The following is a 21,377-nucleotide window of genomic DNA, read 5'->3' on the forward strand; positions in this document are numbered from 1 at the left end:
GATGTGTATATTTTTTGATACACCTTCGGCTTTTTTTGCACCTGTAAATGCTATCTATACTTTAAATTCATTAAGCTGGCGCAGCCAGATTGATCGAATTTTAAATAAACCCCGGCAAAGCCCGCGCTCCGAATCATAAAGTGTTACTACAAGATTGGGGTTTCGTCATAGGTAAACGGGGCGTTGTTTTAAGACGTTAATTGGTGAAGGGAATTAAGCCTAACCACGGCGGGTAGTGCGGCTGAAACCCACAACAGTGCATGAGGATATCCGCGGGGAAGGGGGAGTCCTGATAGCTATCGGGATTTGCCTGGTAAAATCTGACACGGAGGAGCCGCCCAAAAACGACGGCCCTATTTCTGCAGCAAGGGCAGCGAAACAAAAAACGAGGCGCCCATATTTTTCCCCTCGCTTTCGGCCCAAATTTTACCGTTGTGGAGTTCTACTAAAATTTTGGCGATGGATAGGCCCAGCCCGTTGCTGATTTCTTTATTGGTGGGGATGGCACTCAAACGCGCAAATTTGGTAAACAGGATTTGCATATCCTTATCAGTAAGGCCCTGCCCCTGGTCTCTAAACTCAACAATGAGGTTGCCATTTTTCTCTTCAGAACAAATGGTTATCCAGGTATTAGCATTGGCATATTTGATGGCATTGCTTAGCAGGTTTTCAAAAACTTCCTGTATGCGGCCCTTATCTACCCTGGCGGTGTTTAAGCAATTAAGTTGCAGCAATATCTTTTGTTGCTTTTGTTCGGCCATTACCTGCAGGTTGTTAACCACTTTTTCTATCAGGCTGCTTGGTTCCACTTCTTCAAAATTAAGCATCATCACACCGTTATCTATCCTGGCCAGGTTAAGCAGTTCGTTCAAATCATCCAGTATGCGTTTGCTGGCATTGGTAATTTTGCCGGCCATTGCTTTTACGGCCTCTTCTGTGGATTTTTGTTCGATCAGTTTGGCGTAAAGCGATATGGCGGTCAGGGGGTTTTTAATATCGTGTACGGCTATATTCATCAGGTCGGTTTGCACGCGTACAATGTTGCGGGTGGTTTGCCGCAGCTCCAGTTCGTCGATAATAATTTCCGATAGGTTCTTCAGCATTTCCAGCTGTTTTTCTGTTGCTACGCGCGGAACTGCATCCACCACGCTTATGGTGCCCAACTGGTGGCCGTCCAACGTTTTTATAGGCGCGCCGGCGTAAAAGCGTACCACATTATCCGGTACAACCAAGGGGGTGTGTTTCAGTGCGGGTTCCTGGTGTATATCAGTAAAAACGGTAGTATCGGCGCTTAGTACGGCAAGGGTAGCCATGGTGGCTTCGGGCAGTTCGGGCAGGCCGGCTACAGTGCCAACTTTAGCTTTAAAAAATACGCGGTCCTGGTCTACAAAGCTTACGAATGCGCTGGGGGTATCAAAAATTTGGGCAGCAAGTGTTGCTATCTTGTCGAAGGTTTTGTCGGCTGGCGTATCAAGTATCTCATACTTGTACAGCTTCCTTAAACGCTCTTCGTCATTTAGCGGGATAAGGGATACCTGTTTTAGAAAAGGATCCATAATGTATGTCAAAGAGTATCTAAGTAAAATTTAAAAAGGCATATAAATGTAGTATTAATAAAATTGGTATCTGGTTAATTTATTTCCTTAAAATAAATAATTTTTATTTGTTTGTTTCGGGATGAACATTAATAGCATTTTATGTTAATTTCGCATTAGCATCTAACCGATACCCCTTAATTGCCGATACGCCAGCATCTAAAATAAACACGTTTTCTTCCGGGCATGGATAGTGATAATTATCAGGGTTATCTGCAAAACAATACTATTTTTAAAGTACTTATAGAGGAATCTGTTTCGCCTGTAGGGTTATATGTAGGGCGGCAGATGGTTATCCAACTGGCCAATAAAGCTATTTTAAAGGTTTGGGATAAGGATGAATCCGTCATCGGCAAAACTTTTCGCGATGCCCTGCCCGAGTTAGAGGGGCAGCCTTTTTTCAATTGCTTGATGATGTGTACACCACAGGCGTTGCTTACGAAGCCTAAATATTTACACACTGAGATGAAGCAAAAAAGGATAATGATTGCAGACGATGCCCCCGGGGATTATGGATGCTGTGGAGATGCTGCTTGAGTTTGAAGGGTACCAGGTAAACCATTCGAAATGGATGAACTGCTGAGGAAGATTGAGCAGCTGACTTAAGGATTTACGATTTTAGATTTACGAATTACGATTGGATTTTTGTGTTTGCGCCTCAAAACGTTTCATTAAATCCGAAATCGTAAATCTAAAATCTAAATTCACACCCCCGGCTCCCTCGTCAATCCTTTATTCTTATCCTCGCTGCGCCATGCTTCATAATTCAGTCCCGGCGTTAACCAGTACAGCAACACTACCCGCGAGTACCTGTAATTGAACGGCGATAACAGGAAAATCACCCCCATCAAAATACCCACATACAGCCAGGGCGAATGGGAATGGGTTAGCATGTAAGTGCCTACCGCGAATGTTATCATCTGCGCTACGTTGAAAGCATAACTTACGAACATGGCTACGTACCAGTATCCGGGTTCGCGTTCGTAATGCAGGCCGCAGTGCGAGCAGCTATCGTACATTTTTTGGCCGGCAAACTGATAGGTGCTGGTAGAGAAGATATCGCCGCGGCGGCAACGGGGGCATTTGGCTTTTATGCAGCCCTCGAGGGCCGATATCGGTTTGGCGGGCGTCAGGTTTTTAGTGTTCATGGCTAAGGGTTTGTTTGCGGAATTCTTCGGGTGTTTGCCCGGTGTATTTTTTAAAGAATTTGGTGAAGTACGAGTTATCGGCAAAGTTTAGTTTATCGGCAATGCCGGCAATATTCATGTCCAGGTTTACCAGCAGGCGTTTGGCTTCCAGTATCACGCGGTTGCGTATCACTTCGCCGGCAGATATGCCCAGCATATCGTTGCACAATGCGTTAAGATGGTTGGGCGTAATGTAAAGCAGGGCGGCATAATCTTTCGGCAGGCGCAGGGTAGCAAAATGCATATCAGTAAGCTTGCGGAAGCTTTGCAACAACGTGTAGTTATAATTGGGTGCAAGTACAGGGTTTTTGCTTTCGCTTTGGCGGGTCACTGTAATAAATAGTTGCAGCATCAGCGCTTTTATCATATCCATGCCCAGGCGGCTGGTTTGGCTGCTTTCCTGCAGCAATTGCTCAAATAAAGTTACTGCGGCTTGTTGGGCATCACCGGTTAAATTAATTACTTCATCATCAATGTTGCCACTAAAAAACGGCAGATTATCCAGGTAATCGGGTCTCAACAAAAATGATTGGAAGAACGAGGCAGAAAAGTTGATGATAAAACCATCCACCGGCCCCTCAAAACTCCAGCTGTGTACCTGGCCTGGCACCATAAAGTATATCTGGTAAGGCTTTACTGCAAAGCTTTTGAAGTCGATGGCGTGCTTTCCGCCGCCTTCGGTAAAAAACACCACATGGTAAAAGCTATGCTTATGCGGCAGGCTAAGGTTTTGGTGCTTCTGCAGGTAAGGCGCAAACCGGCTGATGAGCAAATCATCGTGCTGATGATCGCTCAGCGCGCAGATATCATAAACCGGGAATGCTTTTTTCATGGTACAAAGATACCTAAGCAAGGCAAACTGTAATGGTGATATATATCACTATTATGGTATTATTTACTGATAAGTAAATTGTGCCAATTGGTTGAGTTTATTTTACCGCAAAGAACACGAAGAAAGAAGCACAAAGAATGCAAGGCGGAGAGTTTATCACGCAAAGGCGCTAAGGCGCAAAGTATTGAATAAGTTATAATGTAGTTAATTCAAATATTGGTGGTTTAATTATTTAACTTTAAAAATCAAACCCATAAACTTTTCAATTAATGGTAAGTTCCGATCTTCATCATGGTAATTTAAATGGTTCGGGGCATCGTAAATATGTTGAGTTTTATTTCCATTGCTGCTTTGACGAGTTGCTGAGAGATACCTGTGAATGGGACAGTGAATTATCCGGAACCGAAATATTAGATGTTTTTAATTTTCTGGAGATTGATTTCGACAGGGAATTGGTTGTTAAGGTTTATAACAACCATTTGAACCATTCTGTTGAAGTTTTTCATAGTCGGCTTGATGAGCGAGTGTTTACATATTTCGATTTGCAAAAAGAGCCGACGGAGCAAAATGATATGTTTTTTCTTGGAATTAGTTGTACCGCAATACAGGAACCAATAGTCCATGAAATGCTTTTGAAAATATATAAAAAACTCGGAACAACGTCTGCTTTCAGTTTCGATATACGAAACAAAATCTTATATAACAAAGTATTTCACAGCACCTTTTACTTCTATAAACTCGATCAGGAGATCTACAAAAGACAAATGAATCATCACAATTTGATGCGCCGTTAACTCTATTGCTATTAATTCCGATACATATCTACAGATTTGACAACTTTCCGAAAGTTGTCAAATCTTAACCAAACTGGCTTCGTGCTCTTTGTGTATATGCATCACTCAAATCTTTGCGTTCTTTGCGGTTAAAAAAACCACTTATTTCAATTGAGATATATTTTTTAATTTCACCGCTATGCTTACAAAACCCGATAGCCTTATTTTTGATATGGATGGCACCCTTTGGGATGCTGTGGATACTTACGCGCACTCCTGGAACGTGATGTTTGCCGAACTGGGCCTCGACAAAAAAATAGACCGCGCACAGCTCGCCGGTATGGTAGGCTGGGAGGGCAAAAAGGTGATAGAAGTAATACTGCCCGAGTTTGAACCCGATAAACGCTGGGAGATATACGCACAGGTAAACGAGAAACGCAAAGTGCTGATACCGCAGATGGGTGGCATTTTATATGATGGCGTAAAGGAGGGCCTGCAACAGTTGGCGCAACATTACCAGCTGTTCATCCTGAGCAACTGCGCAGCTGGCGTTATCCGGCAGTTTATTGATTGGGCCGGCATTGATGCGCATATTAAAGACGAGATTGCCTACGGCGTAAACTTTATGCCCAAACAGCACAACATCAAACTGCTTACCGATAAATACGATTTAAAGAATCCGTTTTACGTGGGCGACACGGAGGGCGATGGGTATCAGACGCGCCTGGCGGGCATCCCATTCGTATTCGTAAGCTACGGCTTTGGCCAAACCGACGATTACGATCTGAAGTTTGATGATTTTAACGCGCTCAGCCATCATTTTTTAAACTTATAGGCCGCAATTGCGTTAGCTTTGCGTACACAAAATACACCGCTATGAAAAGCCGCATATTCACCATCATAGGTTTAGTTGTTATCCTCGTTTTGGTTGGGGTTGTTTACTACCGCTATTACTTTGTTTTTGGCGAAGGCACCAAGGCCGGCACGCTCAACTACTTCGTAAAGAAGGGTTACGTATTCAAGACTTACGAGGGTCGCCTCATACAAAGCGGTATCCGTACGCAGGCGCAGGGTGGCGGTATTCAATCAAACGAATTTATGTTTTCGGTTACTGATGAAAAAGTGGCCGATAAGCTTAACCACAGTGCAGGTGCCACTATGGAACTGCATTATAAAGAATATATCCACGCCCTGCCATGGCGCGGCGTAAGCGAGTTTGTGGTAGATAGCGTAATGACGGCAACGCCTGCAACGCCAACGCTGCCCTAATAGGGTTTGGCCTGGTTGACGGCTTAGAAGTTATTAACGACCGCTATATCTAATACAGCGGATCTGCCTTGCCCGAGTTTTGCACTAGTATCTTGCTCAGGTTATATTGCCGTTCGGCCTCGTCGTCGCCTTTTATCAAGCCTTTATCAAACAGGTGCGTAAGCACTTCTTCCGCGTTTTTTTGGTGGGTTGCCAATTCAGTTTGCGGGTCGTGCTGCCAAAGCTTTAGGGCAACCTGTAAGGCATTGGCGTATTCTAATTGCGCAAGGGCATATACCACATTATCTTGCAGAGAAGCCGCTGCATCGTACTTGTGCGGTACGTGCAACGGCTTGTACTCTTTAAAGAAATCCTGGTCGGGGCTATCCATGGCTATGCTTCCTGCTTTTCTTTAAGGGCCACAGAGTCGCGCAGGGCCTTTATGGCATCGTGGGCCATCTTAAGCCCGGCAATATGATTGCTTAATAAAGATACCACTTTCTCATCTTCCCAAATCAGTTCTTTATCGTCAATTGCCTTGCGGTATGAGCCTCTGGCAATGTCTTCGCCATATTCGCAATCAGATAGTACCGAGTGGTCGTCGCGTTTGCTGAAAGCGGCCCTCACGTCTATCCAGGCATGGTAAAACTTGCCCGATAGCGTGGTGCCCTCGGCGGGTGATCCGCCCAGTTGATGTATATAATCGTTCAGTTCGGTAACGTAGCCTTTGCTTTGGTCGGCATAACCCTCAAAAACCGACTTCAGGCTAAGGTCGTCGGTACCCTCTATGGCTTTTTGATAACCGGCTACGCGGTCGTTATTAACTTTTATCAGGTCATTCAACGCTGATATCTGGTGGAGGATATGCTGCAACGTTCCCATGTTATGTTTGTTTTGATTAAATAACATAACATTTTGGTTAATTGTTTTACTTTTGACGAATTTATGCCATGTTTCCCACCACATAAATATTGGCTTTCTTGTTAACCTTGCGTGCACGATAAGGGGTTAAGTTTTGGTGTTCGGCCAGGCCCCTGGCCAGCCGAGCCTGGCGTGCCTTATTGCGTATCAGGCGGCTCCGGCGTGCCTTTAAAACATAGCGGTTACCCCAATGGTCGTAAGACCCGGTGAGGGCCGTTATGCAGCCCACGATAAACGCAGCCATCATAACAACAACAAAGAAGTGGAGGACGGTTGTAAGGAATTGTTCCATAGCGTTAATTAAATTATCCTACGGTTAAGGCAATTCCTGTGCCATTTAATACATTCAAGCCGGGCTATCGCATTCCTGTTAGCTATAAAGCTCCTGTTCTTCGGTATAATAGGTTTTGCGGCCGGCTTCTTTTACCAGGATAGGCGCGCCGGTTGGGCTGTTTTTCTTCTTGGAATTGTGTATCAGCATAAAATCACGTACCTCGCCATTGATGATTTCGGGATTCGATGCCAATATTTTCTCTTCCGCATCTTTCAATACCGAACGGATGGCCTGGGCGAGGTCTTTTATCTTGTCGGCAGGGATTTTGTTTCCGGCAGAGAAGGGCGAGATCCCCGCATGCCATAGTATCTCATCGGCATAAGCGTTACCTATCCCGCGGATGATCTTCTGATCTAAAAGCACCGTTTTTACCGCAGTTTTTGTTTTACCCAGCTTTGCAGTTAAGTAATCTGCGCCGGCTTTATCGTCCGCGGCATCCGGTGCTTCTTTTTCTTCGGGGTTGAGGGTGGGGGTGGCAATGCCCTGGAAATCGGTAAGCACCAGCCCGCTGCCATCGGTAAACAATAGTTCTATGATGCTGTATTTGTTGGTGTTTTCGCCCTCGAACAGGAACAGCTTGCCATGCAGCATCAGGTGCAGGGCCAATACATCGCCACCACTGAATTTGATATAAAGCTCCTTGCCATCGCGGTAAACCTTTTGCAGGGTTTGTCCGGTCAGTTTGCTTTGCAAAGCTTCGGCGCTTACGTTGAGTTTTTTAGGATTATGTACGATAACCTCTTTAAGTGTTTTACCGTGCAGTTTTTTATGGAGCGTATAGCTGAAGGCTTGCAGATCGGGTAGTTCGGGCATGGCGATGATTTTTTATGTTACAAACGTACTTAGGCTTAAGATGATTTACTAATTTTAAAAAATATGTATATTTGGTTATGGTAAGAACGATTATAAAATCTGCAACAAAAAGCATTTCTATTGAAGTGCCGGCAGATTACGTGGGTAAGGAAGTAGAAGTAATTGCATTTACCATTGAAGAAGCGCATCGCGAGGATGCCACAGATGCTATTTTAACACATTTTGCCAGTGAAAAAGCCTTGGCAAAAGATTGGTTAAGCCCCGAAGAGGATATTGCATGGCAAAGTTTGTAAAAGGCGACATCGTAATTATCCCGTTTCCGTTTTCTGACCTATTATTTTGTGCCAGATAACGAGCCAACAAAACACCGATGGTTTTGCGGTTCCTTTAACCTCGTCTGATTTTATAAGTGGCCAGCTTCCAGTATCTTCCAACATCCGTCCGACCCGGATTTTTACTGCTGATAAAAATATTATTGTTAGAAAAGCCGGAAGCGTAAACGCTGTAATCAAAAATAATGTGTCGCAAGTTTTGATTAAATTATTTTCCTAGACATCAGCATTTCATTTTAATCAGGCAAAACAATACTAAACCACCTGTTTTGCGCCCAACCACCATGAAACAGCTCCGCCTGCTATTGCTCCTTTTGCTCCCCTTCAGCGCCCTCCACGCCCAGGATACGGCCATCGTAAAGCATCAGGCTAACCTCATGGCCGAGGCGACTTTCAAGGAGGATTATCAAACAGTTATTGCATACACCCATCCCAGCCTTATTGCTATATCGGGCGGTAAGGACAAGCTACACCAACTCATCGTAGAGCGCATGCAGGAACTGAAAAGCCAGGGCATCACCAGTATCAATGGTTCGATAGGCAGCCCGGGTAAATTTTACCGCTCGGGTAACGAACTTTTCTGCTTGCTGCCCGAAGATATTATCATTACCGCATCTGCGGGGCGTTACCATAGCAAATCGTACCTGCTAGGCGTAAGCAACGATAATGGCAAAAACTGGACTTTTTTAGACGTAGGCAGTATGCCTGTGAACACGCTGCATCGTTTACTCCCTAATTTTAATAACGACTTGAAAATACCCCCACCCGTTAAGCCGGAGTTTTTGCCGAATTAATTTCCGGCTGTAGATAAACGGCTATAATTTTCCTTAAATTGGGATGGATTTTAATACCACCGCCCCAATATGCAACGCAGGAATTTTTTGAAGACAGGCACGCTAGCCGGCCTAACCATAACTACACTAAGCGCGGTATCGTGCAGCAGCCCATCCACCGATACCAAAGCAGGAACGGACACACCCTCTGCCGATGATTTCGAATTGAACGAGACGACCATAGACGCATTGCAGAAGATGATGCAGGATGGCAAACATACCGCCCGCTCCATTGCCGAACTGTATTTAAAGCGGATAGACGCTATAGACAAAGGGGGACCGAAACTTAACGCGATTATCGAACTTAACAAAAGCGCATTGGATATAGCCGATGGCCTGGATAAGGAACGTAAAGCAGGCAAGGTACGCGGCCCCCTGCACGGCATCCCCGTGCTGATAAAAGACAATATAGATACCGGCGATAACATGCACACCACGGCAGGCTCCCTGGCCCTGGCCGACCATTTTGCTAAGCAGGATGCCTTCATTGTACACAAACTTCGTGAAGCAGGCGCAGTGATACTGGGAAAAACCAACCTGAGCGAATGGGCAAACTTCCGATCCTCGCGTTCTACCAGCGGCTGGAGCAGCAGGGGGCGGCAAACTAAAAATCCTTATGTTTTAGATAGGGGGCCAAGTGGCTCCAGTTCGGGTTCCGGCTCGGCAACCTCGGCAAATTTATGCGCTATTGCCATCGGTACCGAAACGGATGGCTCGGTAGTGTCGCCTGCATCGGTAAGCGGTTTGGTGGGCATTAAGCCAACGGTAGGTTTGCTGAGTCGAAGTGGCATCATCCCTATCTCTGCCACGCAGGATACTGCCGGCCCTATGGCCCGCACCGTGCGCGATGCAGCCATTTTGCTGGGTGCCCTGGCCGGCGCTGACCCGAACGATAGCGCCACCCTCAAGGCCAAACCGGAAAAGGACTATACCACGTTTTTGCACGCCGACGGCCTCAAAGGCAAACGCATCGGCTTCGAGAAAATAGAACATGCTAACGATGGTACGCTTGCCCTTATCAAAGAGGCCAAGGAAACCCTTGTAAAGCAAGGAGCGACCATTGTAGAGGTAGAGGTTAACAAAGCGCTGGAACCAGCGGGCCGCTCGGAGTTCCAGGTGTTGCTGTACGAGTTTAAAGACGGCGTAAATAAATACCTGGCCAACGCCAATGCTAAGGTGAAGACCCTGGCCGACGTAATTGCCTTCAACAAGGCAAATGAGGCCACCGCTATGCCATTTTTTAAACAGGAAGATATGATGCTGGCCGAAACCAAAGGCGACCTGAAGAGCAAGGAATACATAGATGCCCTGGCAAAATCTACAGGGGTGAGCCGCACGGCGATAGATAAGATCCTTACAGATAATAAGCTGGACGCCATCTGCGGTCCCACCAACGGTTTCGCCAGCTGCATCGATATCATCAACGGCGATTACGATAACGGCTTCTCTTTTTCTACGCCCGCGGCAATGGCAGGCTATCCGCATATCACGGTACCGATGGGTGCCTGGCACGATTTGCCCATGGGGCTATCCTTCTTCAGCACCGCATGGAAAGAGGGCGAGTTGTTAACGCTGGCCTACGCCTACGAGCAGGCATCTAAAAAACGAAAGAAACCGGAATTTAAGGCAACTTTGCAAGCATAGCTTTTACGGCACTATACAAACCACGTCATTTATATGGCATGGTTTGTTATTGGTTTTCTTATTAGCTTTGTTAAACTGCAAACTGCTCACTGAAAACTGCCATCTGATGCCACAGCCCATCCCAAAAAAGGTATTAGCCCGCCAGCACGAAATCACAGCCGATTTCCTGAAGGAGATTGATAAGCATCTGGACGATGTGCTGCACGAAAAGCGGACGGACATGTTCGAGATACGCGATTTTGCGGAGATACTGCATATACACCCTACGCATTTAAGCAATACCATCAAGCTAACCACGGGCAAGGCCCCCTGCTTCTTCTTCGAGAAACGCATCATGGAAATTGCCAAAGGCATGCTGCAGCAAAATATGCCCATCAAAGAAATTGCCTACATCCTCACCTTCGATGCATCCAACTTTACCAAATTCTTCAAACGCTTCGAGGGCGTTACGCCCAAGCAGTATAAGGAGCAACTGGTGGAGGAGGCTGTCTGAACTCGAATTTTAAAGAATTTATGAAATTTTACAGAATTGAAAGGCGGCTCTTGATTCTGATAATTCGTGAATTCCTTAAAATTCGAGTTCAGACGAAATAATCCTGTTAAATCCTTCAATCCCTAAATCCTGTCCAAATCGTGTCAAATACTGAAACTGTCACCATTTATTCTGAAGCTGTCACCATTTTTTAGCGCGGATTTTGCTGCAACTTTGCATCATCATCTAAAAACAAAATAATGGAACCGACAAACAAAATTGCATTAATAACAGGCGGAAGCAGGGGCCTTGGTAAAAACGCTGCATTAAAATTGGCCTCAAAAGGTAACGACGTTATCATCACCTATCGCAGCAAGAAGGAAGAAGCCGACGAAGTAGTGGCCGGGATAGAAGCGCTTGGATTAAAGGCCGCCGCGCTGCAGATAGATACAGGCGTGGTATCATCTTTCGAGGCATTCAAAACCGCCTTAACCGATGTTTTACAGGAAAAATGGGGCCGTGATACTTTCGATTTCCTCATCAACAATGCCGGTATTGATGCCGCATCGCCATTTGCCAAAACTACCGAGGAAGATTTCGATAGTCTGTTCAACGTGCATTTCAAGGGCGTTTACTTCTTAACCCAAACCCTGCTGGGTATCATTGCCGATGGCGGCCGCATCATCAACCTGTCTACCGGGCTTACCCGTTTCGCCACACCTGGCTATGCTGCTTATGCATCTATGAAGGGCGCTATAGAGGTGTTTACCAAATACCTTGCTAAAGAGTTGGGCAGCCGCGGCATTGCCGCCAATTTGGTAGCACCGGGCATCATCGAAACGGATTTCACCAAAAGGGCTTTCGATAGCCATCCGGGCATGCACGATTTTATTTCGTCGATAACCGCACTTGGCCGCCCCGGTCAGCCTGACGATATCGGCGGTGTGATCGCTTTCCTGTGTTCAGATGATGCCCGCTGGATAAACGCGCAAAGGATAGAGGCTTCGGGCGGTATGTTCTTGTAACAAGCTTATCGTATAAAATAAAGGGTTGCGCAAAGGCATATAAAATGGTCCTCGCGCAACCCTTTTTACGTTTTTAGAGTATTGCCTATAAATCCCAACCTCCGCAATGCTCGCGTCAATTATAGCAGCCGAAGAGAAGCTTGATACCCTGTTGCCCCCAAAACGGTTGACGGGCAGCCCGCCGACGACTTTGCTGGAGGCGGCTAAGGGCTGGTCGGCCCTGGTATGGGCGGCAGCTGAACGTTTGGGCCCTATGCCGCTTTGCAAACAACAGGCCGAGGATGGGATCAACCTCGCCACCCAACCCGTATTTATTTGTGGGGTGCACCGCAGCGGCACTACACTGGTACGAAACCTGCTGGATGGGCACCCCAGCCTTAGCGTATTACCGTCCGAGGGCACATTTTACACCAATCTGGAGCATCAGTTAAAACAATTGCCTGCCGATAAATGGGCGGCCCACCTCGGCACCGAATGGCTGCGGCGGCTGGCGAACCCCATCAATCAGCCGCCTTATTGGTTGCTGGGCCGTAGTAAGGGAGAGGCCTCGCCTTACGTGGATTTTGCACGCTACCTGCTTGGCTGGTGGCGAGCGCTGGAGCAAAAGCCGGGCACGCAATGGCCCTATGTAGCTGTGGCACTGGCTTATGCGGCTTGCAACAACGCACTTTCGGCGGCTTACTGGGTAGATAAAACACCCACCAACGAACGTTTCCTCGCCCGCATTTGGCAGGAAGCACCCGATGCGCGCATTATACATGTGGTGCGCCATCCGCTGGCTACTATCGCCTCGCGCAAGGTAATGGAACCGGGGGCGGCACTAAGTGGTGCCCTGCGCGATCTGAAGGCGTCTTACCGTATCGCGCGTCGCGAAGCTGCTTTAAACAACCCTGCTTATTTGCTGGTGCAATACGAGGAATTATGCGATGAGCCGGAAAAGGCAATAGCCCGTATGGCGGCGTTTCTGGGCATCAAAAACCTGTCCATTTTACAACAGGCCACGGTAGCTGGCGTACCTGCGGATGCCAACAGTTCTTTTGCGGCGGGGACGGCATCGGGGCAAATACGGAAAGCCGATGGACCGGGTCGTGAGGTGCTAAGTCAGGATGAACAGCAATTGGTTGCCGCTTACCTGGGCAGGCAGGCCGCTAAGCTGGGCTATCAATTGCCGGAGGTAAGTTTATTCCGCAAGGTATGGCTTAGGATGAAGTACAAATTATTTATTTAAACCATTAACTATAATGATTATTCAGTTTTGCGGGTTATCGGGCGCGGGGAAAACCACCATAGCCAATAAGGTTAAAAGTTTGGTGATGGAACGTGGCCTGAAATGCGAGGTAATAGACGGCGATGCGTACCGCAAAAAGCTCTGCGCCGACCTCGACTTCTCCCGCGCAGGCCGTAACGAGAATATCCGCAGGCTCGCTTTTGTGGCTGATGTGTTGGCTCGGAACGGCATCGTCCCCATCATTTGCGCCATAAACCCGTACGAAGATATCCGGCAGGAAATTGAAGCAGCTTACGGCAACGTTATGACCGTTTACATCAACTGCAACCTGGATGTTTTGATACAGCGCGATACCAAGCAGCTTTACCGGAAAGCTATGCTCCCTACTGGCCATCCTGATAGGATATGTAATCTAAGCGGTGTGAACGACCCCTTCGAAACGCCTGCAAACCCGCACTTAATTATCCATACAGATACCGAAACGGAGGATGCATCGGCGCAAAAGTTGCTGGCGTTTATTCTTTCGATTAAATAAGCCGTCGAATTCTAAATCTGCTTATCTTGCCAAAAATTATAGCAATATGGAATTTGGCCGCGTACCCGAAGAACAACTTAATCTGGTAGATTTCACCCTGCCGCCCAATCCGGATTTCACCCTGGAAACCTTACGCAACGCCGGCACAACCCAGCCCTTGCAGGTACGAGCGGGCTGCGCCAAATGGGGGCGTAAAGAATGGGTAGGCAAAATTTATCCACCAAAAACCAAAGACGCGAACTTTTTAGATGAGTATGTAAAGCACTTCAACTGCATAGAGCTTAACGCCACTTTTTACCAAACCTACGGCCCGGCCACTATAGCCAAATGGAAGGAGAAGGCTGATGCCAGTCCCGATTTTAAATTCTGCCCCAAGTTTTCGCAGAGTATCAGCCACATACGCAGGCTGAAGAATGCCGAGGAAATTACCACTGCTTATTACGAAGGTATTATGGCCTTTGGTGATAAGCTGGGGCCGTTGTTTTTGCAGCTGAGCGATAATTATACGCCCAAAAGCCTGCCCGAACTGACGGCCTACCTGGAAAGCCTGCCTACAGATGTGCCCGTATTTGTGGAACTGCGACATAAAGATTGGTTTGCGGTGCCCGAGAACAAAGAAGCCGTTTTCAGTATGTTCAGGCGGCTAAATATCGGCAGCATACTAACCGATGCCAGCGGCCGCCGCGATTGCCTGCACATGATGCTACCTACGCCACATGCCTTTATCCGCTTTGTGGGCAACAGCCTGCACCCAACCGATTACAGCCGTTGCGACGAGTGGGTAGACCGAATTATGCAATGGAAAGAATTGGGCCTGCAGTCCGTTTGGTTTTTTATGCACCAGCACGATGAACGCTATAGCCCTGAGCTATGTGATTACGTGATAGATAAGCTGAACCAACGATTGGGCACCCACCTGCTGCGGCCAACGTTTATCAGTAAAGACGATGGGCTTTCGGGCGCTCCTCAGCTGTTTTAAAAAATGCAATAGTTTGGCAAATCCAGCATCATCAGCGCATCTGAAATCTGGCATCTGTACATCCGGCCCTACATATCCGCAGCACGTGTACGGCTACGTTTGATGTAGTTGCGGAAATCTAATACAATGCCGGCAAAGAAGTAGAATATGAGCGGGAAACCTACCGCCAGGAACGACGAGTAGATAAAAAACAACCTTATCTTGGCGATAGACACGTTGAAACGTTCGCCCAGGTAAGTGCATACCCCGAAAGAGTAGCGCTCGAAAAAGGTGATGATCCGTTGTAACATATCAGACTGGTTTTAATATTTTTATTCCAACGCCGCAGTGCAGGCATTTCTTATAATCGCAATAATTGTTTTTTAGTTCCAATAGTGCCTGCGATTCGAATGCGGTGAAAATATTTACCCCTAAGGTAGCAAATTCTTGCGTAACATGGTTATTCTCAGCGGGAATATTTTCTAAAAGTTTTAAAGCCCGGCTAATGTAATATTGCTGTTGCATATGCTTGCCGTAACTGAACAGGAACAATGCCACCGTATTAAGCAATACGGTATCTACCGATGCCTGCCCAAAATGCTTGGCCGCAGGCGGCGACTCCTTATCAAAACGATAATGATTCTCCCAATAAGGGTTCACTTGTATGCCGGAAAAAAGCTTCCGCAGTTCTTTCACTTCCTTTACCTCCAGTATCTTCGAGAACAGGTGGTTGCTTTGCACCACCAGCGCGGCAAACTGCGCAAGCCGAATGGTAGGGAAATTCTGCGGCCGCATCCGCAGGAATTTCCAAAGGTGGTTTTCTATTTGGTTGATTTTTAGCTTCTTGCGCAGGTAATCGTATTCCTTTTTCAGGCTGCGCGGGTATTCGTCCGTGGGTTCGTTTTCTAAAAATCCGGCCTGGCCGAATATCAGGGCCTCTATTTGCAACGGGTTGTTTTTATGCTTCGCGAGGATGTTTTGCGGTAGCGATTTTGCCAGCAACTCGAAGGGTAACGCATTGGTTTTGAACCCGAAATTTGCAGCAAGGTATTGGTAAAAGGTTTCTTCCCAGTCGCCACGGTTGAGGGCCAGGGTAGCATCTACCGTCTCTGCGCGTTTTTCCAGGCGTTCTACCAGCACGCGGGTGAGCCAGTTTTGCATGGTGAGCGGATCTACCCGGCCTATGCTGGCCTCGCAAGGGATAATAGTTTGATTACCGAAAACAAGGTTATGGTAACGCTGGTAAAGATCCGCACTGATGCGGTTTTTCAATTCCAGCGTGGGCACACGGCGGCCCGATGGTAGCGTAACAGGCTGGTCGTCAGTGTGTACTACATGGAGGATTACGTTATCGTATGCACCATCGCCAGTATGCCCGTGGCGTTGCCAGTCGGACGAGCTGAGGTGTAGTTCGGCGTTGCCGGCCCATGTGGTATCTCCAATGCGGATACGGGCGTTCTGGAAGTCGGGCCCGGCATGGGTGTTATGTTGCCCTGCGGAAAAAATCTCCAGCTCTTCGCCCTCGGTGGTGCGCAAATCTAACCTGTCGAACAGGCGGAACTTCCAAACGTAGTGCAGAAAATCTTCGGTGAAAAGCATGAAGCAAGGTAATTAACAATACTGCCGAATGCAAATCCGCATCGGGGAATTTACGCCGGTTTTTGCCAAAAATACCGTCGGAAATTTCCGTGTTTTTGCCACAATAGACAAAAAAAAGGGTCGTTTTTACTGCCCCGGCGTTTTTTTCGGCTTGTATCATCGCAACCAACCTAAACCCTAGTGCAATGGCACCGCCCGGAAGCATTTTCGATAGCAAGAGCCTTTTGCGGCATAATGAAAAACTGCACTGCCCTGAAATAAACGTAGTGCAAAAGTCCGCCGGCGAAAAGCATCGGACGAGGAAAGATGAGTTTAAAAACAATTGGAGCTGTACAGTCCGTTTTTTAATTGGCTGTATTGTATTTATGTATATTCGGGAGTTAATCAAATTGCTAATTAAACTCTCAACCTTAATATGACGGGACGGGCAAAATTCATATTACGACTTTGCGCACTATGCTTTATCATTAGTAACGCGGCTTGCGGGCAAAGCAAAACTAACGGTGAGGTGGTTATTGTAGATCAAAATGTGGAGATTCCAATAAAGGCCTGCGTTGAAATAAATAGCAAAATTTTCGGCGGTTCGGTTGAACCGGTTGAGCTTTGCAAGTGCCTGATCCCCCGATTGTACGCCGACTTAAAAAACGATCCACAAAAATTGAAACTACTTAAAGATGGGAATTGGGATAAATTATCTTGGGAGAAGAAGGATTTGATAGTTAAGTATTATCAAAGTTGCATGGATAAATCGATAACGGTCGATTCCACAACGAAGCTTACCATTACACCAACAATGGCAGGCATAATGAAAAAACAGCTGAAAGATAAGTTAAAAGGGACTGGTATAGAAAAAACCAACGATGTAGATAAGTATTGTGATTGTTTAATAAGCAGCATGCAAACCGACTTTTCGGCTAATGAAATTATGCAACCCAATTTTAACCAAACCGCGAGTTATCAAAAAATGAACAAGAAATGCCTGGCAATAAGTAAAAAGGATAACACCAATTAAATGCGAAGAGTAAGCCCACCGAAGAAATCCTGAATTTTCTCAATGCTGGCCAATGCCTTAGTTTAGGCATGATACGAGGTAGTAAATTGGCCGTCGATTTTTCGTCGATAATAAAGCTGTAACAATGCAGCATGAATTTACTCTCATTGGCACTTAAAACCAACACAATAAACAAATGATTAAGAAGTACTCAGTACTGATAGGCATAATAATATCTTCTATCATCGCGGCGATTGCCGTATCTGTTTACCCCGGCGGCTCCCGGGTGGACCAAGACTCCATTGGGTTTAGCTGGGCACACAACTTTATCAGTAACCTGTTCGCAGCAAAAGCATTGAACGGTGCCGAAAATACATCAAGGGTATGGGCTTGCCTGGCCATGGTGCTTTTCCCCGTGAGCTATGCCATTTTCTTTATCAATATGGCTAAGAAAATACCGGATAAGATTGCCGGCTACATCCTGAAATATGTTGGGTTAGCCAATATTCTTTTTACTTTTTTGACCGTAATACCATCCCTGCACGATTCGATGCTGATTGTTTCGACCACTTTGTTTTGGACGGGCATCATCGTTACTACGGCTATCATCCTCAAAACAAAGCTAAGCCTGTTTAAATTCCTCTGCGTAATTTCTGTGTTGGTTTTTTACTACGGCGTGTACCTATGGGGTACCAGTAATTGGGAGTTGTTGCCCGGCATACAAAAGGTAAACTTTATCGCGCCCACGCTACTAATCCTCGGGCTGGAATATTTTACAAAAGCGGAGGATTTCGCTCATATAAAAACGCGAAAAGCAAAAGCGTAGGCCTGCTTCTGAACCATGATTTTTCGCGGGTTATTTATTTTCAGAAGTGCTCAAGAGGGCTTTGCCGTTCACACGATTTAAGGATTTCAATGATTTCCCTATAGTTTTTGTTTCATGGCCATCCTCTAATCCTACAAATCATGGTTCAGAATTAAATTTATATCTTGCCTGTAAAATCACTGCATTACCAATCATGACAGCACCCGCCACCGCACATACGCCAATCACCACCGCAGGCCGCATCAAATCAATCATAGGCGGTTCGCTGGGTAATTTGGTGGAGTGGTACGATTGGTATGTGTACTCGGCCTTCTCGCTCTACTTTGCCGATGCGTTTTTCCCGAAGGCCAATCAAACGGTGCAGCTTTTGAATACGGCCGGCATATTCGCCATCGGCTTTTTGATGCGCCCGCTTGGCGGCTGGCTGATGGGCACTTTTGCCGATAAGCATGGCCGGAAGGCAGCCCTCACCTGGTCGGTTTTGCTGATGAGCGCGGGCTCGTTGATTATCGCTGTAACGCCCGATTATCACCATATCGGCATAGCTGCCCCTATATTGCTGGTGTTTGCCCGTATTATACAGGGCCTTAGCGTGGGCGGCGAATACGGCACCAGCGCCACCTACCTCAGCGAGATGGCGGCCAAAAAGCACCGTGGTTTTTACTCCAGTTTCCAATACGTAACGCTCATTATGGGGCAGCTGATTGCCCTGGGCGTGCTGGTGCTGCTGCAACGCGTTTTCCTTACGGATGACCAATTGAAGCTATGGGGCTGGCGCATCCCTTTCGGCATAGGGGCCGTGCTGGCCATCATCACTATGTACCTGCGCCGCAGCCTGCACGAGCCTGCCGCCTTTACCCGCAAATCGACCACCCCACAGCAGCATAGCAACCGCGGTACCATCAAAGCGCTGATGCAGCACCCAAAAGCTGTGCTTACCGTTATAGGCCTTACGCTTGGCGGCACGGTGGCTTTTTATACTTTCACCACTTACATGCAGAAATTTTTGGTGAACACCAGCGGTTTCAGCAAGAATACGGCTACGCTGGTATCAACCCTCACGCTGTTTGTTTTTATGCTGGTGCAGCCGCTGTACGGCTACATCTCCGACAGGATTGGCCGCAAACCCATGCTGAGGGTTTTCGGCATTTTAGGTACGCTCACCACTATCCCCATCATGATGGCCCTCAGCAATACCAAAAACGAGTGGACCGCCTTTGCGCTTATCATGGCTGCGCTGCTCATCGTCAGCAATTATACCTCCATCAATGCCGTGGTAAAGGCCGAGCTTTTCCCTGCGCATGTGCGGGCCCTCGGGGTAGGCTTCCCTTATGCCATCGCGGTATCGGCCTTTGGCGGCACGGCGGAGTACGTTGCCCTGCTATTCAAGAACGCCGGCCACCAGGAGTGGTTCTACTGGTATGTTACGCTTTGCATAGCGGTATCGCTGGCGATTTATATCACCATGGTTGATACGCAGAAGCATTCGAAAATTGAAGAGGAGACAGGCTGTTAGTTAAAGGTTTTTCAATCTATTGTAAGTATGATTTTATATAATTAAAAGTTAATAAAAAATTAACCATTAAGTTATATATTTAAGACTTAACAAATAGCTATATGGAGAAAAAATTTACGTTCAAAAATGCAGGTTTAATTTTAGTATGTATTATGGCTTTTGCTTGTAAAAAAACATCGCCTGCAGATGAAGTTTTACAGCAACAAGCCGAAGCAACGGCCATCACGCCCCGGCTTACTGTAAATGCAATACCTGCCGGTGCCATACGCATTGTGCCGGATGCCAGAGCTCAATCCAATCCGTTGAAAGAAAGCAGCAGTGAGTTTGCTTGTCCGTTTTATGATGTATTAACCGGGCGATCGCACACGGGTGACGAAAATGGCACTACCTATTATGAGTATTCGTCATTAAAGGCCATTGATGCAACCGGCAACCGGTTAACTGGTAATATCACCGTCGAAGATGTGCGGTGGGAACCTTCATTTAAAGAATCGGTAGCAGGTGCGGGGTTTACAGCTGTGGTGGGGCGTGTTATAACCGGCCGTAAGCATAGTGGAGATGAAAATGGCCAAACGGCCTATCAAACCGGCGTTATAAAATTTAACGGTATGGCAACAACCATCAATACAGATGTGACCAGTACAGCCAATGTAAGTGAATCCCGGATTGGATGGTACAGAACAGGCCAATTCCAGTTAATGACAGGGAGGCACCACAGCGGAGATGAAAATGGACCTACCAATTTTACCAGCGCAACATGCGTGTTTGACCCTAATACGCCAATACCGGCACCATCAAACTATAGGGTGATCGTACGAATGAATTCAAGGGAGACGTATTTCCCGATGAACCCTATTGATTTTATCCATGCATCGCGGTTTAGAGAAGAGGTTGACCGGGGTGCCGACAATGGCTGGAGCAAAAGCTATGGCGGTTTTGTAGAGGGCAGTAACTCACATAACTATCCTGACAATTATGATATCCCCGTATCCATAATCAATAGTTATAAAACATCCAGTCCTTCCACGGTTAATCTGAGGCCAATGGACGATAAAAGAGACCCTAACCGGCACGGCGTTTTTCTGGAGCCGGATAATAACCTGGTTGGTGACCTTAACCCAAGTGGTGCTGTACCCGTTTTTAGGTATCCATCACTTGATGGCACCAAAATACAATACTGGCTATTTTATGGTTACGACAACGCAGAGATAAGTGCAGGTATCGGTCTTTCTCACCAGGGAGACTGGGAGAATTTTATTATCAATAAAAATTCAAGCGGCAGTTTGGTGAGTATAACGCTAAGTCAGCACACCAATAGCCAAACGGTTCCGATAGCACAGGTGATTACATCTGTAACAAATAATATCCCCACTATAACTATTTACAGCGCTTATGGTACGCATGCCATGTATCCCGCCATTGGTAATTATAACTATGGTACCGACCATTGTGACAATGGCTATCAATATGCCGTAACAGATTATGCTTTGGATCTTATTTTGCAGCCTTGGCGCGACTATGCCGGCGCGTGGGGCGAGGTTGGGATTAAGAAAGAAACGACAGGCCCATTAGGCCCGTGGTATAAAAGATCATTTGCCGGGCCGGAACCCGTGAAGCCGCCATTGCCGCCAGTTATATCTTTAGCAAATGACGCCCGCATTACTAAAAGCAACTCGTTTTCAGCTCTTAAATAAATATCTTCGAGGCTATTCCTA

26 protein-coding genes are annotated in these 21,377 nt (G+C 46.8%); 17 read left to right on the plus strand and 9 right to left on the minus strand.

Annotation, left to right across the window (positions count from 1 at the left end; translation table 11 throughout):
- Positions 1-353 precede the first annotated feature (353 nt).
- The gene (locus AC1DYT_RS18175) at positions 354-1,556 is read right to left on the minus strand and encodes a GAF domain-containing sensor histidine kinase (protein ID WP_477470953.1); all 1,203 of its coding nucleotides are present in this window, start codon (positions 1,554-1,556) and stop codon (positions 354-356) included.
- A 225-nt stretch (positions 1,557-1,781) separates the two neighbouring features.
- Between AC1DYT_RS18175 and AC1DYT_RS18180 the strand changes: the two genes are divergently transcribed.
- The gene (locus tag AC1DYT_RS18180; RefSeq protein WP_477470954.1) at positions 1,782-2,132 is read left to right on the plus strand and encodes a PAS domain-containing protein; all 351 of its coding nucleotides are present in this window, start codon (positions 1,782-1,784) and stop codon (positions 2,130-2,132) included.
- A 167-nt stretch (positions 2,133-2,299) separates the two neighbouring features.
- Here the strand turns inward: AC1DYT_RS18180 and AC1DYT_RS18185 are convergent, their stop codons facing one another.
- Both AC1DYT_RS18185 and AC1DYT_RS18190 read right to left on the minus strand, forming a co-directional pair.
- The gene (locus tag AC1DYT_RS18185; RefSeq protein ID WP_477470955.1) at positions 2,300-2,743 is read right to left on the minus strand and encodes a DUF983 domain-containing protein; all 444 of its coding nucleotides are present in this window, start codon (positions 2,741-2,743) and stop codon (positions 2,300-2,302) included.
- On the minus strand, positions 2,733-3,614 hold the full coding sequence (locus AC1DYT_RS18190; protein WP_477470956.1) for a helix-turn-helix domain-containing protein: 882 nt from the start codon (positions 3,612-3,614) through the stop codon (positions 2,733-2,735). The genes AC1DYT_RS18185 and AC1DYT_RS18190 overlap by 11 nt, the downstream gene beginning before the upstream one ends.
- A gap of 269 nt (positions 3,615-3,883) precedes the next feature.
- On the opposite strand from AC1DYT_RS18190, the gene AC1DYT_RS18195 reads away from it, so the two are divergent.
- The 3 genes from AC1DYT_RS18195 to AC1DYT_RS18205 all read left to right on the plus strand — a co-directional run bounded on the left by AC1DYT_RS18195 (position 3,884) and on the right by AC1DYT_RS18205 (position 5,656).
- Positions 3,884-4,408 (plus strand): hypothetical protein, encoded by a 525-nt coding sequence (locus tag AC1DYT_RS18195; RefSeq protein WP_477470957.1) that lies wholly within the window; start codon positions 3,884-3,886, stop codon positions 4,406-4,408.
- 178 nt (positions 4,409-4,586) lie between these two features.
- The gene (locus tag AC1DYT_RS18200) at positions 4,587-5,222 is read left to right on the plus strand and encodes an HAD family hydrolase (protein WP_477470958.1); all 636 of its coding nucleotides are present in this window, start codon (positions 4,587-4,589) and stop codon (positions 5,220-5,222) included.
- Between the two features lie 41 nt (positions 5,223-5,263).
- Positions 5,264-5,656 carry a hypothetical protein gene (locus tag AC1DYT_RS18205; protein ID WP_477470959.1) on the plus strand — a complete coding sequence of 131 codons (393 nt, stop codon included), beginning with the start codon at positions 5,264-5,266 and terminating at the stop codon, positions 5,654-5,656.
- Positions 5,657-5,705: 49 nt separating this feature from the next.
- On the opposite strand, the gene AC1DYT_RS18210 is transcribed toward AC1DYT_RS18205, so the two are convergent.
- From AC1DYT_RS18210 to AC1DYT_RS18225, 4 genes are all read right to left on the minus strand, one after another.
- Entirely contained in the window at positions 5,706-6,026 is a 321-nt protein-coding gene (locus AC1DYT_RS18210) for a hypothetical protein (protein WP_477470960.1), read from the minus strand.
- A gap of 2 nt (positions 6,027-6,028) precedes the next feature.
- Positions 6,029-6,517 (minus strand): ferritin-like domain-containing protein, encoded by a 489-nt coding sequence (locus tag AC1DYT_RS18215; RefSeq protein ID WP_477470961.1) that lies wholly within the window; start codon positions 6,515-6,517, stop codon positions 6,029-6,031.
- 61 nt (positions 6,518-6,578) lie between these two features.
- Positions 6,579-6,848: a hypothetical protein gene (locus AC1DYT_RS18220; protein ID WP_477470962.1), complete on the minus strand. Its 270-nt coding sequence runs from the start codon at positions 6,846-6,848 to the stop codon at positions 6,579-6,581.
- Positions 6,849-6,926: 78 nt separating this feature from the next.
- Positions 6,927-7,703 (minus strand): DNA-formamidopyrimidine glycosylase family protein, encoded by a 777-nt coding sequence (locus AC1DYT_RS18225; RefSeq protein WP_477470963.1) that lies wholly within the window; start codon positions 7,701-7,703, stop codon positions 6,927-6,929.
- Between the two features lie 77 nt (positions 7,704-7,780).
- Between AC1DYT_RS18225 and AC1DYT_RS18230 the strand changes: the two genes are divergently transcribed.
- The 9 genes from AC1DYT_RS18230 (at position 7,781) to AC1DYT_RS18270 (ending at position 14,751) form a co-directional block, all read left to right on the plus strand.
- Complete coding sequence (locus AC1DYT_RS18230) at positions 7,781-7,996, plus strand: hypothetical protein (protein WP_477470964.1); 216 nt, start codon at positions 7,781-7,783, stop codon at positions 7,994-7,996.
- A gap of 46 nt (positions 7,997-8,042) precedes the next feature.
- Entirely contained in the window at positions 8,043-8,255 is a 213-nt protein-coding gene (locus AC1DYT_RS18235) for a hypothetical protein (RefSeq protein WP_477470965.1), read from the plus strand.
- Between the two features lie 64 nt (positions 8,256-8,319).
- Complete coding sequence (locus tag AC1DYT_RS18240; RefSeq protein WP_477470966.1) at positions 8,320-8,829, plus strand: hypothetical protein; 510 nt, start codon at positions 8,320-8,322, stop codon at positions 8,827-8,829.
- 69 nt (positions 8,830-8,898) lie between these two features.
- A complete protein-coding gene (locus tag AC1DYT_RS18245; RefSeq protein WP_477470967.1) occupies positions 8,899-10,512 on the plus strand; it encodes an amidase in 1,614 nt (537 codons plus the stop codon).
- A 106-nt stretch (positions 10,513-10,618) separates the two neighbouring features.
- Positions 10,619-11,005 (plus strand): helix-turn-helix domain-containing protein, encoded by a 387-nt coding sequence (locus tag AC1DYT_RS18250; protein WP_477470968.1) that lies wholly within the window; start codon positions 10,619-10,621, stop codon positions 11,003-11,005.
- Between the two features lie 239 nt (positions 11,006-11,244).
- Positions 11,245-12,009: an SDR family NAD(P)-dependent oxidoreductase gene (locus AC1DYT_RS18255; protein ID WP_477470969.1), complete on the plus strand. Its 765-nt coding sequence runs from the start codon at positions 11,245-11,247 to the stop codon at positions 12,007-12,009.
- A gap of 106 nt (positions 12,010-12,115) precedes the next feature.
- Positions 12,116-13,237, plus strand: coding sequence for a sulfotransferase family protein (locus tag AC1DYT_RS18260; protein WP_477470970.1), 1,122 nt, complete (start codon positions 12,116-12,118; stop codon positions 13,235-13,237).
- Between the two features lie 13 nt (positions 13,238-13,250).
- A complete protein-coding gene (gene cysC, locus AC1DYT_RS18265) occupies positions 13,251-13,772 on the plus strand; it encodes an adenylyl-sulfate kinase (RefSeq protein WP_477470971.1) in 522 nt (173 codons plus the stop codon).
- 46 nt (positions 13,773-13,818) lie between these two features.
- Positions 13,819-14,751, plus strand: coding sequence for a DUF72 domain-containing protein (locus tag AC1DYT_RS18270; protein ID WP_477470972.1), 933 nt, complete (start codon positions 13,819-13,821; stop codon positions 14,749-14,751).
- 68 nt (positions 14,752-14,819) lie between these two features.
- Here AC1DYT_RS18270 and AC1DYT_RS18275 read toward each other — a convergent pair whose 3' ends face one another.
- Positions 14,820-15,041 carry a PspC domain-containing protein gene (locus AC1DYT_RS18275; RefSeq protein WP_133236895.1) on the minus strand — a complete coding sequence of 74 codons (222 nt, stop codon included), beginning with the start codon at positions 15,039-15,041 and terminating at the stop codon, positions 14,820-14,822.
- Position 15,042: 1 nt separating this feature from the next.
- Entirely contained in the window at positions 15,043-16,329 is a 1,287-nt protein-coding gene (locus AC1DYT_RS18280) for a DUF2851 family protein (protein WP_477470973.1), read from the minus strand.
- Between the two features lie 739 nt (positions 16,330-17,068).
- Here AC1DYT_RS18280 and AC1DYT_RS18285 point away from each other — a divergent pair.
- From AC1DYT_RS18285 to AC1DYT_RS18300, 4 genes are all read left to right on the plus strand, one after another.
- Positions 17,069-17,341 carry a hypothetical protein gene (locus tag AC1DYT_RS18285; RefSeq protein WP_477470974.1) on the plus strand — a complete coding sequence of 91 codons (273 nt, stop codon included), beginning with the start codon at positions 17,069-17,071 and terminating at the stop codon, positions 17,339-17,341.
- Between the two features lie 175 nt (positions 17,342-17,516).
- Complete coding sequence (locus AC1DYT_RS18290) at positions 17,517-18,146, plus strand: hypothetical protein (RefSeq protein WP_477470975.1); 630 nt, start codon at positions 17,517-17,519, stop codon at positions 18,144-18,146.
- Between the two features lie 193 nt (positions 18,147-18,339).
- Positions 18,340-19,662, plus strand: a complete 1,323-nt coding sequence (locus AC1DYT_RS18295; protein ID WP_477470976.1) for an MFS transporter — start codon at positions 18,340-18,342, stop codon at positions 19,660-19,662.
- Positions 19,663-19,763: 101 nt separating this feature from the next.
- Positions 19,764-21,356 carry a Vps62-related protein gene (locus tag AC1DYT_RS18300; RefSeq protein WP_477470977.1) on the plus strand — a complete coding sequence of 531 codons (1,593 nt, stop codon included), beginning with the start codon at positions 19,764-19,766 and terminating at the stop codon, positions 21,354-21,356.
- Positions 21,357-21,377 lie beyond the last annotated feature (21 nt).

This window comes from Mucilaginibacter sp. P1_D10 (assembly GCF_056406215.1).